The 15,860-nt window shown below is 66.0% G+C and carries 16 protein-coding genes; 12 read left to right on the forward strand and 4 right to left on the reverse strand.

Going from position 1 to position 15,860, the window contains the following annotated elements; all coding sequences use genetic code 11:
• Position 1 precedes the first annotated feature (1 nt).
• The 3 genes from CBY09_RS06100 to CBY09_RS06110 are packed head-to-tail and all read left to right on the forward strand — an operon-like array spanning position 2 to position 2,783.
• On the forward strand, positions 2 to 799 hold the full coding sequence (locus CBY09_RS06100) for an ABC transporter ATP-binding protein (RefSeq protein WP_240515618.1): 798 nt from the start codon (positions 2 to 4) through the stop codon (positions 797 to 799).
• Complete coding sequence (locus tag CBY09_RS06105) at positions 796 to 1,695, forward strand: branched-chain amino acid ABC transporter permease (RefSeq protein ID WP_094287447.1); 900 nt, start codon at positions 796 to 798, stop codon at positions 1,693 to 1,695. Before CBY09_RS06100 ends, CBY09_RS06105 begins: the two co-directional genes overlap by 4 nt.
• Positions 1,692 to 2,783, forward strand: a complete 1,092-nt coding sequence (locus tag CBY09_RS06110) for a branched-chain amino acid ABC transporter permease (RefSeq protein WP_094287449.1) — start codon at positions 1,692 to 1,694, stop codon at positions 2,781 to 2,783. The genes CBY09_RS06105 and CBY09_RS06110 overlap by 4 nt, the downstream gene beginning before the upstream one ends.
• 33 nt (positions 2,784 to 2,816) lie before the next feature.
• On the opposite strand, the gene CBY09_RS06115 is transcribed toward CBY09_RS06110, so the two are convergent.
• Positions 2,817 to 3,713, reverse strand: a complete 897-nt coding sequence (locus CBY09_RS06115) for a LysR family transcriptional regulator (protein ID WP_094287451.1) — start codon at positions 3,711 to 3,713, stop codon at positions 2,817 to 2,819.
• Positions 3,714 to 3,812: 99 nt separating this feature from the next.
• On the opposite strand from CBY09_RS06115, the gene CBY09_RS06120 reads away from it, so the two are divergent.
• The 7 genes from CBY09_RS06120 (at position 3,813) to CBY09_RS06150 (ending at position 9,841) form a co-directional block, all read left to right on the forward strand.
• Positions 3,813 to 4,514 carry a class I SAM-dependent methyltransferase gene (locus CBY09_RS06120; RefSeq protein ID WP_094288056.1) on the forward strand — a complete coding sequence of 234 codons (702 nt, stop codon included), beginning with the start codon at positions 3,813 to 3,815 and terminating at the stop codon, positions 4,512 to 4,514.
• A 128-nt stretch (positions 4,515 to 4,642) separates the two neighbouring features.
• A complete protein-coding gene (locus tag CBY09_RS06125) occupies positions 4,643 to 5,257 on the forward strand; it encodes a hypothetical protein (protein WP_133066242.1) in 615 nt (204 codons plus the stop codon).
• Between the two features lie 23 nt (positions 5,258 to 5,280).
• A complete protein-coding gene (locus CBY09_RS06130; protein ID WP_094287455.1) occupies positions 5,281 to 5,718 on the forward strand; it encodes a hypothetical protein in 438 nt (145 codons plus the stop codon).
• Positions 5,719 to 5,753: 35 nt separating this feature from the next.
• On the forward strand, positions 5,754 to 6,170 hold the full coding sequence (locus CBY09_RS06135; RefSeq protein ID WP_094288058.1) for a DUF2141 domain-containing protein: 417 nt from the start codon (positions 5,754 to 5,756) through the stop codon (positions 6,168 to 6,170).
• A gap of 25 nt (positions 6,171 to 6,195) precedes the next feature.
• The gene (locus CBY09_RS06140; protein WP_094288060.1) at positions 6,196 to 7,716 is read left to right on the forward strand and encodes a carotenoid oxygenase family protein; all 1,521 of its coding nucleotides are present in this window, start codon (positions 6,196 to 6,198) and stop codon (positions 7,714 to 7,716) included.
• A gap of 104 nt (positions 7,717 to 7,820) precedes the next feature.
• Positions 7,821 to 8,705: an alpha/beta fold hydrolase gene (locus tag CBY09_RS06145; protein WP_094287457.1), complete on the forward strand. Its 885-nt coding sequence runs from the start codon at positions 7,821 to 7,823 to the stop codon at positions 8,703 to 8,705.
• 248 nt (positions 8,706 to 8,953) lie between these two features.
• On the forward strand, positions 8,954 to 9,841 hold the full coding sequence (locus CBY09_RS06150; RefSeq protein WP_094287459.1) for an alpha/beta hydrolase: 888 nt from the start codon (positions 8,954 to 8,956) through the stop codon (positions 9,839 to 9,841).
• Between the two features lie 175 nt (positions 9,842 to 10,016).
• Here CBY09_RS06150 and CBY09_RS23640 read toward each other — a convergent pair whose 3' ends face one another.
• Positions 10,017 to 10,349: a hypothetical protein gene (locus CBY09_RS23640; protein WP_133066243.1), complete on the reverse strand. Its 333-nt coding sequence runs from the start codon at positions 10,347 to 10,349 to the stop codon at positions 10,017 to 10,019.
• Positions 10,350 to 10,833: 484 nt separating this feature from the next.
• Between CBY09_RS23640 and CBY09_RS23645 the strand changes: the two genes are divergently transcribed.
• Together CBY09_RS23645 and CBY09_RS23650 are read left to right on the forward strand one after the other, a co-directional pair.
• Positions 10,834 to 11,112, forward strand: coding sequence for a hypothetical protein (locus CBY09_RS23645; protein ID WP_133066244.1), 279 nt, complete (start codon positions 10,834 to 10,836; stop codon positions 11,110 to 11,112).
• Between the two features lie 66 nt (positions 11,113 to 11,178).
• Positions 11,179 to 11,865 (forward strand): hypothetical protein, encoded by a 687-nt coding sequence (locus CBY09_RS23650; RefSeq protein WP_133066245.1) that lies wholly within the window; start codon positions 11,179 to 11,181, stop codon positions 11,863 to 11,865.
• 224 nt (positions 11,866 to 12,089) lie between these two features.
• Here CBY09_RS23650 and CBY09_RS06155 read toward each other — a convergent pair whose 3' ends face one another.
• Both CBY09_RS06155 and hemH read right to left on the reverse strand, forming a co-directional pair.
• A complete protein-coding gene (locus tag CBY09_RS06155) occupies positions 12,090 to 14,582 on the reverse strand; it encodes a Lon protease family protein (RefSeq protein WP_094287461.1) in 2,493 nt (830 codons plus the stop codon).
• 162 nt (positions 14,583 to 14,744) lie between these two features.
• On the reverse strand, positions 14,745 to 15,860 hold the full coding sequence (hemH, locus tag CBY09_RS06160) for a ferrochelatase (RefSeq protein ID WP_094287463.1): 1,116 nt from the start codon (positions 15,858 to 15,860) through the stop codon (positions 14,745 to 14,747).

The raw sequence follows: 15,860 nt of genomic DNA on the forward strand, positions 1-15,860 counted from the left end.
CGTGTTGTTGAGTATTGACAACCTGAACGCCCACCATGGCCAGCTGCCCGCTGTGCGCAATGTGTCGCTGCAGGTGCGCCAGGGCGACATCCTGGCCCTGGTGGGGGCCAATGGTGCGGGCAAGACCACGCTGCTGCGCACGCTGGCCGGTGCACACCGCGCCAGCAGCGGCACCGTGCGGTGGGACGGGGTGGACATCACCCGTATGCCTGCCCAGGAGCGTGTGGCCGAAGGCCTGGCCCTGGTGCCCGAGGGGCGACGCCTGTTTGCAGGCATGACGGTGCGCGAGAACCTGCTCGTGGCGAGTGCAGCGGGCAGACGGGGGCAGTGGAGTTTTGACACCGTGCTGGACGCTTTCCCGCAGCTTGCGCCCAAGCTGAACGCCCACGCGGGCGAGCTGTCGGGCGGGCAGCAGCAGGCCGTGGCCATTGGCCGCGCGCTCATGACCAACCCGCGCGTGTTGCTGCTCGACGAGGTCTCGCTGGGCCTGTCGCCCCTGGCCGTGCAGGGCGTGTACGACGCGCTGCGTGGCGTGGTGGGGCAGGGCACTACGCTGGTATTGGTAGAGCAGGATTTGCAGCGCGTGCAGGCCGTCGCCAGTCGCATTGTCTGCATGCTCGAAGGCAGCGTGGTGGCCGACGCGCCCGCCGACCAGCTCACCCGTGCGCAGATCACCGCGTTTTACTTTGGCGCGCAGCGGCCCGAAGCTGCGCCCGGCAGCCACGCCACTGGCAATGCCGATGGCGAAGCTGCCAACAACGCGACCCACTTCCACCCTGCCCACAAGGAGGCCGCATGAACCTTCTCAATCAGATCGTCCAGGGCCTATTGCTCGGCGGCTACTACGCCTTGCTCGCCTGCGGCCTGTCGTTCATGTTCGGGGTGATGCGCATCATCAACCTGGCCCACGGCAGCCTGACGGTGGTGGCGGCCTACCTGCTGTGGGTGCTGGCCGAACCGATGGGCTGGCATCCGCTGCTGGCCCTGCTGGCGGTGGTGCCTGCCATGGCACTGCTGGGCTGGCTGCTGCACAAGCTGGTGCTGGAGCGCAGCGCGCGCCTGGGCGCGCTGGTGCCCCTGCTGGCCACGTTTGGCCTGGCGAGCGTGATCGACAACGTGCTGTTCCAGCACTTTGGTGCCGACACGCGTTCGCTGGCCACCTCCATCGGCACGCTGGCCTACGACAGCTGGGAGCTGCCCGGCGGCCTGTATGTGGGGCAGCTGCCCACGCTGGTGCTGGTGCTGGCGGTGCTGCTGCTGGGCGGTCTGCACGCCATGCTGGCGCACACGGCGCTGGGGCGGCAGATCCGCGCAGCGTCGGAGGATGCCGACACCGCGCGCCTGGTGGGCGTGCGCACCGGCACGGTGTTCGCGGCGGCTTCGGCCATCACCATGGTCACCGTCACGCTGGCCGGGGCATCGCTGGCCCTGCGGGCCACGTTCGATCCGTTCTCGGGCCCGCAGCAGCTGATCTTTGCGTTTGAGGCCGTGATCATCGGCGGTGCCGGTTCGCTGTGGGGCACCTTGCTGGGCGGCGTGGTGCTGGGCGTGGCGCAGAACCTGGGGGCGCAGGTGCATCCCCAGGGTTTTCTGATCGCAGGGCACGCCACCTTTTTGGTCATCCTGCTGGCCCGGCTCTACGCGAGCGGCGCGCTGCGCAGGTTCTTCTCTTCCCGCCGCAGGGCCGCGCCATGACTGCTCCCATCACTTCTGCACCTTTCGTACCCACGGGTGCATCCCCCTTGGTCATCGAACGCTGGACGCGCGCGTCCATCGCCTTCGCCAGCGCCACCGCGCTGCTGCTGGCCGTGCTCTGCCTGGGACCGCTGTGGCTGCAGGCGGGCACGGTGGACAGGCTCACCACACTGTTCATCTACGTGATCCTGGCCGTGATGTGGAACGCTTTGGCGGGTTACGCCGGGCTGGTGTCGATTGGCCACCAGGCGTTCTTCGGCCTGGGCGCCTATGCCATGGTGCGGCTGGCCGATGCGGGCCTGGGGCCGTACCCTGCGCTGCTGGTGGGTGCCATGCTGGTAGCCGTGGTGGCAGTGCCGCTGGCCGTTTTCATGCTGCGGCTGCAGGGCGGCGAATTTGCCATCGGCATGTGGGTGGTGGCCGCGCTGGCCCACCTGTGCGTCAACCTCGATAGCCTGGTGCAGGGCGAGACGGGCACCTCGATGATTGCGCTGCAGCAGTACGCGGCCGACGACCGGCGCGCATACACCTACTGGGCTGCGCTGGCTACCATGGCGGGGCTGAGCGGGGTGGTCTTCCTGCTTCTGCGCAGCAAGGTGGGCACAGCCGTGCAGGCCATCCGCGACAACGAGACCGCCGCCATCTCCCTCGGTGTGCGCGTGGTCGCCATCAAACGGCTGGTGTTTGTGCTGTCGGCGTTGGGCTGCGCACTGGCCGGGGGGCTGTGGCTGGCCACGTCCATCAGCTTTCAGCCCAAGACCTATTTCAGCGTGCAGTGGACGGCCTACATGATCTTCATGGTGTTGGTGGGGGGCATAGGCACCATGGAAGGCCCCATCCTCGGCGCGCTGCTTTTCTTTGCGGTAGAGACGCTGTGGGGCGGGCAGGGCGTGCTCTACCTCATCGGCCTGGGCGCCATTGCCATGCTGTTTGCGCTGTTTTTGCCCAAGGGCATCTGGGGGGCGGTGCAGCAGCGCTGGGATGTGCACCTGCTATCGGCGGGGTACCAAGTGCGCTCGCGGGCGCCGCACAAGGTCGATGCGGATCGGGCCGCCGCAGGAGCGGGTACGAGTGAGGGGCACACATAGCCACTGACCGCTGAGCTTTGGCCCGTGCCGCGCTCAGCGCTCGTCCTGCGACTCCCCGTTGGACAGCCCCTCCGCCAGCGCCTCAAACACCACACGGATCCGCCGCGAGGTGCGCAGCTCGCGGTGCGACACCAGCCAGATCGGAAAGCGCACTGGCGGCAGGTCCTCCAGCACGCGGACGACGCCTGGGGTGTGGCGTGCGATGTTGTCCATCATGGCCCCAATGCCCATGCCCTGGCACACCAGCGCCCAGTGGGCCACGGTGTGGTCGGAGTAGCAGCTGAAGTTGTCTTCGCTCAGATGCAGGCCGTACTGGCGCAGGTACTCCAGATACCGGCCCGCGCGGTCCGAGCCCACGAACGGCACCTGGATTGCGTCCTGCGCGGTGCGCGGGTGGCCATAGGTTTTCACCCAGCCTTCGGATGCATAGAAGTAGGCAGTGGCCTCGCGCACCAGGCGGGCGATCAGGTCAGGCTGCTCGGGCTTCACATGGCGGATGGCAATGTCGGCCTCGCGGCGCAGCAGGTCGCTCAGCGCGTTGGACGAGATCACTTCGACGGCAATGCCCGGCTCCTGGGCGCGCAGCCGCTGCACGATGGGCGGCAGCAGGTAGGCCGCCACGGCGTCGCTGGCCGACACTGACACCACACCGCCCACTGCCTCAGACCGGCCCGTGGCCGCTAGGCCCAGGGCCTCGGCGGCTGCGCCCATGGCGCGGGCGTGTTCCAGCAGGTCGAGCCCGGTGGGGGTGAGCGCCATGGCCTTGCCCACACGCTCGAACAGGGTCACGCCCATGTGCTGTTCGATGGCGGCCACCTGGCGGCTCAGCGTGGGCTGGGTCAGGCCCAGTTTGCGGGCGGCGGCCGAGAGCGAGCCGGTTTCTGCGGTCTCCAGAAACGCCTTGAGCTGGTTCCAGTCGAGGTTGTCCATGCGTAAATGTATATGTTCACTGCAATAAAGGCCGTTCCCTGCGGGGTTTTGCATGGATAGCATTCCGGTATCGCTCAACGCCCGATGCCCCACCCGCCCATGCCAACGCCTTCCATTGCCCCGGCCCTCCATGCCACGCCACATGCCGAGGCGGGTGCCGCTCCCTTTGCCCGCAAGGCCCGCTTCTGGGACCGTATAGCGCCCAAATACGCCGCCGAGCCGATTGCCGACATGGCGGGCTACGAGGCCACGCTGCAGCGCGTGCAGGCGTTGCTGCCTCCCTCAGCGGATGTGCTGGAGGTCGGTTGCGGCACCGGCAGCACCGCCATGCGCCTGGCGCCTTTCACGGGGCGCATGCTGGCCACCGATGTCGCGCCGGGGATGATTGCCATCGCCCGGGAGCGGCTGGCCGCCCAGCCCGTGCCGCAGCTGGGCTTTGCGCTGGCCGATGCCGACGCACCGGGGCAGGGGCAAGGTGCCTACGACGTGGTGCTGGCCTTCAGCATGCTGCACCTGGTGGAAGACCTGGACCATGCGCTCAAGCTGCTGGTGCAGGCCCTGCGGCCCGGCGGTTTGCTGATCTCCAAGACGCCGTGCATCAACGAGATGAACCCGCTCATCCCCCGCCTGGCGCTGCCCCTGATGCAGGCCATTGGCAAGGCGCCGCAGGTGCTGTGTTTCGACGCGCAGCAGCTGCAGGCAGCCCTGGTGCGGCAAGGGCTGGAGATTGTCTCCGTCGAACGCCATGGCACCCGGGGCAAGGACATCCGGGTCTTCATCGTGGCCCGCAAGCCGGGCTGACCGCCCTCTCTTTTCCCGTCTAGACAGACCGTGACCACGACCGGGCCCGAAGGGCTGGGCCGGTGGCGGGCTGCTGCGCGCCTGGTTTCTTCCTTCTTCCTTTTGCCCTATCCACCAAGGAGCCGTGTATGACTGCGTTGTGCCCATTGCCTCCTTCGCTGCCTTTGCTTGCTTCGTTGCACCGTGCAGCCGTGGTGCCTGCAGCCCTCATCACCTTGGCCCTGGGGCTTACCCTGCCTCTGGGGGCGTGCAGCGGGCGCAGCGGTGGTGACGGCGACGTGGCTGTGTCCGATGGGGGATGGGGCGGGGGCTCAGCAGGCATGGCGCCAATGACTGCCATCAGCGCGCTGGAGGGCGACTGGGTGCAGAAGGGCTGCATCACGGTGGGTGTGCAGTCGTTCAAAAAGACGCTGCGGGCGCGCACCACCGGGCAGGCCACGCTCGACTACTACGAAGGCGTTTTGGTCTTCGCGGGCAACGACTGTGCGGGCGCTTCCCAGCTGGTGGGCCCGAGCAAGCTGGGGGTGGTGCGCTTCGCCCGGTCTGACGCCAACCCGGCGCTGGCCGCCCGTTGGGGCGAGCTGCACACCATCACGGGCACGCGCTCTGGCGCCATCTGGGCCCTGCCGTCTGCTCGCCAGTTGTGCCTGCTGGGCGATGAGATACCCAGCAGCAGGCCATCGCTTTCGGCCGTGGCCGCGAGCGTGGCAAACCTTCCCGCAGACAACTGCTTTGTTCGATGAAACCCATGACACCAAGGAACCCCATGAAGTCTTCTACACGCCCTGCGCTTTTGTGGGCCGCCCCAGCCATTGCGGCATTAGCCCTGCTCAGCGGCTGCGCGTCCACCCTCGACCAGCGGGGCCTGGAGCAGCGCACGGCGCAGGCCATCGGGCGGTCCGTGGGCCAGTTCTCCATCACCGACCGCGCAGAGGAAACCGGTGGCCGCATCAACTACACCGTCAACACCCTGGACGGCATGGCCTACCGGTGCTACCTGTACGGCGCCACGGGCTTCCAGAAAGCCATGAGCTTTGGGCAGACGCCGCACTCCGACGCCATCTGCACCGCCATGGTGGCCAGCAAAAGCGGCAGCAGCAGCCCTGCGGCCGCAGCACCCGCAGCAGCCCCAGCGCCTGCCGCCCGTGGCCGCAGTGCAGGCCCCGAGTGCAACGCCTTGCTGAAGGCGGCCGGGCGGTGCTGAAGCGCGGCCTGCCCAACGCTGCACGGAGCACCCCCATGAAGTCGATCCACACCATCCTGACAATTGCTGCGGCCTGGCTGCCCCTGGCGGCCAGCGCGGCCGACCTGCGGGTTGCTGTGACCGACGGCCCCGCTGCGCCAGCCACGCTTTACCTGGCCGTGTTTGACTCGGCCGATGCGTTTGCCAGCAACCAGGCGGTGGTCTCGCAGAAGATCGAACTGCGCGACGGTGCCGCGCAGCTGGTGTTCAGCGGCTTGCCCGCCGGGCGCTATGTGGTCAAGTCGTTTGCCGACGAAAACGGCAACGCCAAGCTGGACACCAACCTGCTGGGCCTGCCCACAGAGCGGTATGGCTTCTCCAACGACGCCCGGGGTCGCATGGGCCCGCCCAGTTTTGATGCTGCCGCCGTGCCGCTGGATGCTGACCACAGCATCACCATCCGCCTGCGCTAGTCCTTTTTGAGGCGTCTTCATGTCCATCCATCGCCGTGATCTGGTGCTGCGGCTCATGGCCGCTGGCGGCGGCCCCCTGCTTGCGTCCCTGGCATCCCAGGTGCCCCATGCGGCGCACGCACAAGCATCGTCCACCAGCTGGCACGCTCAGTTCGAAGCGTCCCAGGCGCCGTGGAAGCCGGCGTTTGCCACTGCGGCGGCAGACATTCCTCTGACAGCAGCCTCGGTGCGCGGGCGCTTCCCGGATGCCGTGGCGGGCACGTTGTACCGCGTGGGCCCGGCGGGCCACGACCTGGGCGGAGAGCGTTACCAGCACTGGTTTGACGGCGACGGGATGGCCCACCGTTTTGTGATCGGCGGCAACACGGTGCACCACCAGGGCCGCTATGTGGCCACCGCCAAGCGGTTGGCCGAAGCGCAGGCGGGCCGCAGGCTGACCGAAGGCTTTGGCACCGTGTTCCCGGGCCGCGAGCCACCCAGCTCGCCCGACAGCATGAACACCGCCAACATCAGCATGCTGCCTGTGGGCGACGATGTGCTGGCGCTGTGGGAGGGCGGCTCGGCCACGCGCCTGGACCCCCGCACGCTGGAGACCCGGGGCCTTAAGACCTGGCGCGCAGACCTGGCAGGCGTGCCCTTCTCGGCCCACCCCCGGGTGGAGCCCGACGGCACGATCTGGAACTTCGGCGTGGACGCCCACCACGGCCTGTTGTTGCTGTACGAGATCGCTCCAGCAGGAGCGCTGCGGCGCGCCGATGCGTTCCCGCTCAGCCACATGCCCATGGTGCACGACTTTGCGGTCACGGCCGGGCACCTCGTCTTCCTGCTGCCCCCGCTGGTGTACGACGCGCAGCGCCGCCTGGCCGGTGCGAGTGTGCTGGACGCGCACCAATGGCGCCCCGAGCTGGGCATGCGTGTGCTGGTGGTCAACAAACAGGACTGGAAGCGGCAGCAGATGTTCCACCTGCCTGCGGGCTTCCTGTTCCACCTGGGCAACGCGTGGGAGGAGCAAACCGCCAGCGGCACGGTGATTCATCTCGACTACGCGCGCGCCACCGACGCATCCGGCGTCCTCACCGACACGCGCGAGGTGATGCGCGCCCGGCTGGCGGGCTCGGCAGGCCCGGTGCTGACGGTGGCCCGCCTGGACTTGCGCACCGGCCAGGCCACGCAGGCCAGCCTGGGTGTGGAGGCGGAGTTTCCGCGCATCGACCCCCAGCGGGTCGGGCAGCGGCACCGCCAGGTCGTCCATGCCACCGGCACGCAGGGCGGCCTGCCGCTGTGGGGCGCCATTGCCTCCACCAACGTAGAGACCGGGGTCTCGCAGCGCTACCGCTACGGCCCCCACACCATCGTGGAAGAACATGTCTGGGTGCCCGACGCGCGCGGCCCCGGCTGGGTGCTGGGCACCGCGCTGGACTACGCCCGCAAGCAAACCCTGCTGTCGTGTTTTGCCGCCGACGCGCTGGCCGACGGCCCCGTGGCGCAGGCCACGCTGCCGTATGCACTGCCGCTGGGGCTGCACGGCGTGTTTATGGCGGCGTGATGCGGCTTGATGCGCTGCCTTGGCGCGCCCCCGGCAGGTTTTCAAAGGCCCTGGCTTGCACCGGCAGGTGGGGCGGCTTCACTCAACAAAATGGTCAAGGCGAAATGAAAAGATGGCGGTGGGTGGGCTTGTGGTTGTCCGTGTGTCTGGCGGGCTGTGCCACCGTGCCGGGCGTGGTCACCGACACGGCGGGCGGCCGCACGGTGGAACATGCCCTGGCCGGGCAGGGCGCACCGGTGGTGGTGTTCGAGAACGGGCTGGGGGCGAGCCTCGATTGGTGGGCCAAGGTCTGGCCCGACACCGTGCAGGAGACCACCGCGCTGGCATACAACCGCGCAGGCTACGGCCACAGCGAGGCATCGCCAGGCCCCCGCGACGGCGCCCATGTGGTGGAGGAACTGCGGGCGCTGCTCCAGGCACGCAAGCTGCCGCCACCCTACGTGCTGGTGGGCCATTCGCTGGGCGGCTTGTACATGCAGCTGTTTGCGCGCCAATACCCCGGCGAAGTGGCGGCGCTGGTGCTGGTGGACTCCACCCACCCTGACCAGATGCGCGGCGCGGGCAACCCAGACCTGTGGCCCACGTGGCTCAAAGTGGCCTTTCGCCTGGGCACCTCTGACGTGGTCAAACAGGAGCTGGCAGCGCTGGATGCCGCCGGGCAACGCGTTGCCAGCCTGCCGGTGGACCCCGCCGTGCCCGTGTTTGTGCTCAGCGCAATGCGCACCCCGGGTGCTTCGCCTGCGCTGGCAGACGATGTGCAACGAAAACGCGCCGATTTCGCCCATCTCTACCCCGGCTCTACCCAGGTGTGGGTGGACAGCGGGCACGGCATCCCCCTGGAGAAGCCCGAGGTGGTGGTGCAGGCGATTCGCGATGCGGTGCAGGCCGCCCGCGCGGCTCAGGCGACCCGCGCTGCGCCGCCGAGGTGTGCACCTGCGGTTGGCGGGCTGCCGGGTGCGTGCGCGCAGGGCGTGCAATCTGGTGGGTAATCTGTTTGCTACAAATTGAATAGCTAACAATGAGTGCAGACGGGCGGAGAGAGCCATTTTGATTCAAGAAAAAAGCCCCGTGCGTTGCCCCAGCCGGTAGGCAAGGCGCACACGGGCGGGGGCGGGCCATGGGTTGCCGCTGATCTCAAAACGCGTGTTGCTGAGTTGGACTGCGGGAAACTCTGGAGGCCACACCCATGGCAATTTCATCGTGGCGCGCTGGCCAAACCCCGTGCCAGAATGAAACGATGAGCACCACCACCTCCTCCTTTAAGTCCAACGCAGACGGCACCCAGGTCACCACCTACACCTGGGCCCAAACCCAGGGCCAGCCTGTGGGCGTCGTTCAAATCTCCCACGGCCTTGCCGAGCATGGCGAGCGCTACGACCGCTTTGCGCGGGCGCTGAACGCCGCAGGCTTCATCGTCCACGCCGTGGACCATCGCGGCCACGGGCGCACTGCCGGTGGCAAGTTGGGCGACTTTGGCAGCGCAGGCTTCGGCGGCCTCATTGCCGACGTGGCCCAGTTCGGCGCGCTGCTGCGTGCGCAGCACGGGCCGCAGCAGCTTCCGCTCTTTTTGTTCGGCCACTCCATGGGCTCGTTCGCAGCGCAGGCGGCCATCCTGGACCATTCATCCACCTGGTCCGGCGTCATCCTGTCAGGCTCCACCGCCCTCGACCTGTTCGCCGCCGGCATGGCCAACGCCCCTGCCGACGCACCCGCCGGGCTCGCTGCCTTCAATGCAGGCTTTGAACACCGCACCGGCTACGAATGGCTGTCGCGCGATGCTGCCGAGGTCGATGCCTACGTGGCCGACCCATGGTGTGGCTGGGATGTGCCGCCCGACGTGATCCCCTCACTCTTCGCCCCCGCGCCCCGCCTGGCCGACCCCGTGCAGCTCGCACGCATCCGCAGCGATTTGCCCATCCTCATCGCGTCCGGCGACGCAGACCCGCTGGCCGCAGGCGGGGTCTTGTTGGAGCAACTGGGGCAGCGGTATCGGGATGCCGGTGTGGCCGATGTGACGGTCAAGCTATACCCGGCGGCGCGGCATGAAATCCTGAATGAGACGAATCGGGATGAGGTGACGGGGGATGTGGTGGCGTGGCTGAAGGCGCGTGCGAACGTAGCCTAGGCAAGCCGCGGTTCCACAGCGGCAATTTGGCTGGTCTACGCCTGCTTTCAACAGTACTTGTGGATGCAGGTTGACGAGGCCGACTGTCAACGTTTCGCACAAAGGAGAGGCTTGGACTTCGCTGTGCGATCGGTTTTTTCCCGATGTTTTTTTCAGAGCCGCTTGAATGACTGCGTCAGCGATAGGCGTAGAGCTTTATCTCTTTGTCACTGCGCTCCAGCTCGAAATTGCCAATAGCCTTCAGTTTGAGAACGATGGATTCAGCATTCTCGCCCTCTGCAGAAAGCTCAATCCACTCAACCTCTTTGTACTTATAAAAACCGCGCGGTGTTCCAGAGATCATTCCCTCCATCGAACTCCGATAGTAAGAAAAGCCGAACGAACTGGACGATGGAATCCACATGTCTCTCGTGGATTCATCCCACACAAGTTTTACTTTGCAGAGTTCGAAGAGAAAACGAACGCTGACAAGTGCTTCGAGCAAACGAACCCATTTTGCGTCGCTCATGAAAGACGAGTTGAAGCGTTCGCGTATGAGAGCGTCTGTGCGGTCTCTTGAAAATTGCACAGAAATGCTGAAAGTCTTACTGGACATTGAAATGCATCTCGATTAAAAACATCACCAACCGCCAGCATCCCTAGCAGTGGGACAGAATTCGCCCGCTACTAGACGTTTGCCTGCAGCGTAAAATCCGAATAGCTGCAGAAATTTCTAATAGGCAAAAATTTGTGGGTTCAAAAACCAGATTTGCTAGCGATGGCTTTTGTAACGAATTTGCTCAAGAATTTGGTTCGACAACCGTGTGGCGTGCAATAATGGGGTGGCTGGTTTTGTGGCGGCATTGAAATTTATTTTTATACGGTTTACGTGCCATCAAGCTAGACTAAAAGCACCTTCCCATGTTTTTCCGTGCCAATTTGGACAGGGAATGGCGGATATGGCCTGCGGGTTGGTGCGGCCCACATTACATTAACCTAATTTCGCATTAATCATGAGCATTCAGTGGAACGAAGAAAACCTCTCTCTTTTGGGTAAGAATTTTCTTTCAAATGTCATTGGTAATATGCGATTTGAAGGTTCAGTAGTCAGATTCGGCGAGACTGGCACAGGGGCTCAGCCAAACTATCAAATCACTTTTCCTAACGAAAGAATTTGGACAATTCGTGGTTCTTCACACGAAACCTACGAAGATGCAGAGAAATTCAACACCGATAGGATTTCTGACCCATTTTCCTTTGCCGTGATACGTGCTGCGCTACAAAAATGCTAACTCGGTGCTCAAGCCGCACAGTATGCTGCGGTTGACCTAGCTTTTTCGTTAGACCCCACACACGGCATGCCTGAAGTAAGTAAACATCATCAACCCGACATTGCGCACCACGTCCGTCAGGCTGTGGCTTGGCTGTCAACTAGCGCAGAGGGTGAAAATACCGCTGCGCTCTCGTATGCAGCCTTTGAACTACGCTTTGCCGTAGAACGTCTGGCGATTCACTACTGGGCGGCATTGCTAGATCGAAAACCAGAGGAGCAAGACCTGCGGGATATCGAGTCATTCAAGCGGGTCGAGCGTCGAATCTACGAGCTCGGTGGGCACCAACGAGAGATAGACGGGCACTTTGCCTTTATGCGCATTGTGTTCGGCGCCGTAAAAATCGAAATCCCGTTCCTCACTCCAGAGATTGGAGCGCTATCTAGGTACTGGCACGAGTGCAGCGAGCTCTGCCACATTGCATGGCCGTTGTCTTGCGCGGTTCCAGAGGTCCGGAAGACTGCCTTCGCTGCACTTACTGAAATCTCCGAGACACTGTCCGCTCATGTTCAGAGTCTCGGATGGCCGGTTCTCAAAGACGCTGCGTTTGCCGATCTTCGCAACCGATTTATTGCAGGTGAGGCAACGGCAGATGATGTTCTTGCTCACGTGCAACGGACCGGCCTCTGGGCGAGGGCGGAGTTCCCTGATGGCAGGGCACCGCAATTCGTCGGTGAGCCTCTGCCGCCAAGTGAAACTAATGCGGCACGATGAACCGCCGTCCTGGGCCGAGCCCACCCTTCCAGGGGGCCGCCAACCTGCGGCGCTTCGCTTGCTGGTCGCTGGCACTTGAAGCTAAACGTTGAGCGTCTGCTTTCATCTGCGGCCACTGGCCGCTGCTGGCCGATAGTACGCAGTTGATGCATTGCTTCGTGGAGACCTATCGCTGCGCAGAGGTTAGAACACTGGGAATTCGATTTCGTGGTCCACCAATCAATCTATCGACCCCGAACCCCTCGCCCCCTCCGCGCACCTCCCGCGACCTGACAAGCCCTCCGATAAGCCCGCAGCGTCACCTCCGCCCGCTGCATCACCGTGTCTTCCACCGTAGCAGCCCCCCCGGCCAGCTCATCCGCCTGTGCCTGCAGCAACTCCGCCGGGCTCATGCCCGACGCCTCGCCCGTCAGCAGCGCAATCCCCTCGCTCACATGCCCCATGGTGTAGACGTGGAACAGACCGCGCTGCACCGCGTCCAGCACGCTGCGGTCCAGCATCAGGTGGCGCTGGTTGCGGGCGGGGATCAGCACGCCGTGGGTGCCGTCCAGCCCGGCCGTCGCACAGGCGCGGAACCAGCCTTCGATCTTTTCGTTGATGCCGCCCACGGGCAGCACTTCGCCGTGTTGGTTCAATGCGCCGGTCACGGCGATGCCCTGGCGCAGGGGCAGGCCTGACAGGCTGGACAGCAGCGCGTACAACTCTGCGCACGAGGCGGAGTCGCCTTCCACGCCGCTGTATTCCTGCTCGAACACGATGGACGCATTCAGCGCCAGCGGCGCCACGTGGCTGAACAGTGCGGTGAGGTAGCTGTGCAGGATGAGCACGCCCTTGTCGTGGATGGGCCCAGACATATCGACCTCGCGCTCGATGTTGAGCAGGCCCTCTTGCCCGGCAAAGGTGCGCGCGGTGATGCGCACGGGGAAGCCAAACCGGTAGTCGCCCAGGTCGATCTGCGTCATGGCGTTGATCTGGCCGGTGATGGAGCCTGCCAGCGAGATCAGGCGCTCGCCCTCAGTGATGGAGTCGTGCAGCTCTTCTTCGGGCTGGTTGTGGCGCTGGGTGCGGGCGGCCAGGGCGGCCTGCACATCGGTGGCCTGCACCAGCGTGGCGCCGCGCGCCTTGCACAGGGCGGCGCTTTCGATGGCCAGCGCTTCGGTGTGCGCAAAGCGTGCGCTCTGGCGGCGCTGGTCGTCGGCCTCGCGGTGGGTCTGCTCCAGCACCAGGGCCACGGCGTCGGGGCCGAAGTGGGGCAGGCCGCGCTTTTTGCAGACTTGGGCCACCAGGATGGCGGTGGCGTGGTGGGTGGCGGGCGTGGCGGCAAAGTGGTCTGAAAAATCCACCTTCACGCGAAAGCGGCGTGCGGCGTCGGGGTCGGCGTCTTGCAAGGCGTAGTACTCGTCCACCGATCCGATCAGCACGATCTTCACATCCACGTCCACCGGCTCGGGCTGCAGCGCCACGGCGCCGCCGGGGCCGTGGCCCGGGCCGCCGCCGCCTTCCTCAATCTGCAGGCGGCCGCAGCGCAAAAAGCGGCGCAGGCGTTGCCACAGGCCTTCTTCGGCGGCCAGGTCGTGCAGGTGCAGCAGGATGAAGCCGCCGTGCGCCTTGAGCAGGCTGCCCGCGTGGATGCCGGTGTGGTCGGCCTGCACGGTGTCGGCGTCCGATCCATGCTCGATGCTGCCAAACAGCGTGCGCTGGGTGGGGTTGTCTTCCACCACCACGGGTGCGGCGGTGCGGCCGTGGTTGTCTACCACCAGGTTCACCTGGCAGCGGGCCAGCAGGTCGTCGAGCGCGTCCTTGCGGTCGTCTTCGGCGTCGGTGCCCTGGTCGCCACCGCGTTCGGTGTCCAGGGGCTCGAACAGGTCGATGTCGCCCAGCACCGCCTGCTCCACCTGGTCGAGCCAGTGGGTGAGCTTGACGGTGTCCTTGATCTGCTTGCGCAGGCCCTGGCGGATGTCGTGCAGCGCGTGTTCCACCAGGGGCTTGATGGTCTGGCGGCGCAGGGCGGCCAGGGCGTCGTCGCGGGCGCGCTCCAGCGGGCGGGCGGCTTCCAGAAAGCGGGCGATCTCGGTGCGCAGTTCATGTTCGGCGGCGTCGATCTCTGCGCGGCGCTCGCGCGGCAGGGCGCGGGCTTCGGCTTCGGTCAGCGCCTGGCCTTTGGGGCCGGTGAGGGTGAACACCATCTGCCCGCCGTCGCGCGTCAGGCGGAACTGGCGGGCCTCGGCAAACGCGTCCAGCACGGCAAAGGCCTCGGCCTCTTGCGCCTGCCAGGTTTTTTCGATGCGCTCGGCCTCGGCCTTGAAGTCTGCGGCGGCCAGGCGCTTGGGGATGTCGGCCTGCAGGTTCTTGGCCATGTCGGCCAGGCCTTGGCGCAGCTGGCGGCCCTGGCCCGCTGGCAGGCGCAGTGCGCGGGGGCGGTCGGGCGTGTCGAAGTTGTGCAGGTAGCACAGGTCGGGCGGCACGGCGCGTTCTGCCGCAGCGGTCTGCATGGCCTGGCGCAGCAGCGACGCGCGCCCGCTGCCCACTTCGCCCAGCACGAACAGGTGGTAGTCGGGCTGGTGCAGGCCCAGGCCAAACTGCGCGGCGGCCTGGGCGCGCTCCTGGCCGATCCAGGGCAGGGGCAGGTCTTGCAGCTCGGCCGTGCTGGCAAAGCCCAGCGTGGCGGGGTTGATCGTCAGCCGCAGCTGGTGGGGGGCGAGGGCAAAGGCGGGCATCGGTGCGGAATGTGGGTGGGGGCAGGCCGCAGCGCCGGGCGGTGCACATGGCGCTGTGGTTGGGCGCGGTGGCGGGGAGCTGCAGCCTTCAAAATATGAATAAAAAAGGCCATCTGCGCGCGGTGGGTATGCCTTTTAAGCTATCAAAATAATAGTAAACGATCAATGGGCCACGGGGCAGGCCCCGGCGGGGGCGCCCCCGGCTTGCGCGTGGCTGCGTGCATCGGCCAGCGCTGCAGCGGTGGGGGCCTCGGTGGGCCAGCCCGCCAGGTGCTGCTGGGCCACGCGGCTCAGCGCGGTGATCCAGTGGTTGTTGTCGTTCAGGCAGGGGATGTAGTGAAACTCCTGCCCGCCCGCGTGCAGGAAGGCCTCGCGCACTTCCATGTTGATTTCTTCCAGCGTCTCCAGGCAGTCGCTGGTGAAGCCGGGGCACACCACGTCCACCCGCCGCGTGCCCGCCTTGCCCAGCGCCTCGATGGTGGGCTGGGTGTAGGGCTCCAGCCACTTGGCCTTGCCAAAGCGCGACTGGAAGGTGATGCGGTAGCGCTCCTCGCGCAGGCCCAGGCGTTCGGCCAGCAGGCGGCCGGTTTTGCGCGCCTCGCAGTGGTAGGGGTCGCCCAGGTGCAGGGTGCGCTCGGGCACGCCATGAAAGCTCATCACCAGCTGGTCGGGTTGGCCGTGGTGCTTCCAGTGCGTTTCGATGGTGCGGGCCAGCGCGTCGATGTAGCCGGGGGCGTCGTGGTAGTGGTTGACGAAGCGCAGCTCAGGCACGTTGCGCGTGCGTGCGGCCCAGGTGTAGACGGCGTCAAACACGCTGGCCGTGGTGGTGGCCGAGTATTGCGGGTACAGCGGCAGGATGAGGATGCGCGTGGCGCCCTCGGCCTTCAGGGCATCGAGCTGGCTGGCGATGGACGGGTTGCCGTAGCGCATGGCGTGGCGCACCAGCACCGCGTGGCCTGCCTCGCCCAGCCAGCCGCGCAGCAGTGTGGCCTGCTTGGCCGTCCAGTGCGCCAGGGGCGAGCCCTCGGGCGTCCAGATGCTCGCGTATTTGGCGGCGGATTTGGCGGGCCGGGTACGCAGGATGATGCCGTGCAGGATGGGCCACCACAGCAGCTTGGGGATCTCCACCACGCGGTGGTCGCCCAAAAACTGCGCCAGATAGCGGCGCACGGCCGGGGCCGTGGGTTCGTCGGGCGTGCCCAGGTTGCACAGCAGCACGGCGGTGCGCTCGGCCTGGCCGTGGGTGTATGGGGGTTCGGGGGCAAAGGTGGAGGGCAT

This window comes from Acidovorax kalamii, from assembly GCF_002245625.1.
Lineage (GTDB): Bacteria > Pseudomonadota > Gammaproteobacteria > Burkholderiales > Burkholderiaceae_C > Acidovorax > Acidovorax kalamii.

Bases quoted from the DNA above. Each gene is read 5' to 3' on its own strand.
- CBY09_RS06105 (WP_094287447.1), top strand. From the start codon at position 796: ATGAACCTTCTCAATCAGATCGTCCAGGGCCTATTGCTCGGCGGCTAC.
- CBY09_RS06110 (WP_094287449.1), top strand. From the start codon at position 1,692: ATGACTGCTCCCATCACTTCTGCACCTTTCGTACCCACGGGTGCATCC.
- CBY09_RS06115 (WP_094287451.1), bottom strand. From the start codon at position 3,713: ATGGACAACCTCGACTGGAACCAGCTCAAGGCGTTTCTGGAGACCGCA.
- CBY09_RS06120 (WP_094288056.1), top strand. From the start codon at position 3,813: ATGCCAACGCCTTCCATTGCCCCGGCCCTCCATGCCACGCCACATGCC.
- CBY09_RS06125 (WP_133066242.1), top strand. From the start codon at position 4,643: ATGACTGCGTTGTGCCCATTGCCTCCTTCGCTGCCTTTGCTTGCTTCG.
- CBY09_RS06130 (WP_094287455.1), top strand. From the start codon at position 5,281: ATGAAGTCTTCTACACGCCCTGCGCTTTTGTGGGCCGCCCCAGCCATT.
- CBY09_RS06135 (WP_094288058.1), top strand. From the start codon at position 5,754: ATGAAGTCGATCCACACCATCCTGACAATTGCTGCGGCCTGGCTGCCC.
- CBY09_RS06145 (WP_094287457.1), top strand. From the start codon at position 7,821: ATGAAAAGATGGCGGTGGGTGGGCTTGTGGTTGTCCGTGTGTCTGGCG.
- CBY09_RS06150 (WP_094287459.1), top strand. From the start codon at position 8,954: ATGAGCACCACCACCTCCTCCTTTAAGTCCAACGCAGACGGCACCCAG.
- CBY09_RS23640 (WP_133066243.1), bottom strand. From the start codon at position 10,349: ATGAGCGACGCAAAATGGGTTCGTTTGCTCGAAGCACTTGTCAGCGTT.
- CBY09_RS23645 (WP_133066244.1), top strand. From the start codon at position 10,834: ATGAGCATTCAGTGGAACGAAGAAAACCTCTCTCTTTTGGGTAAGAAT.
- CBY09_RS23650 (WP_133066245.1), top strand. From the start codon at position 11,179: ATGCCTGAAGTAAGTAAACATCATCAACCCGACATTGCGCACCACGTC.
- CBY09_RS06155 (WP_094287461.1), bottom strand. From the start codon at position 14,582: ATGCCCGCCTTTGCCCTCGCCCCCCACCAGCTGCGGCTGACGATCAAC.
- hemH (WP_094287463.1), bottom strand. From the start codon at position 15,860: ATGCCCTCCACCTTTGCCCCCGAACCCCCATACACCCACGGCCAGGCC.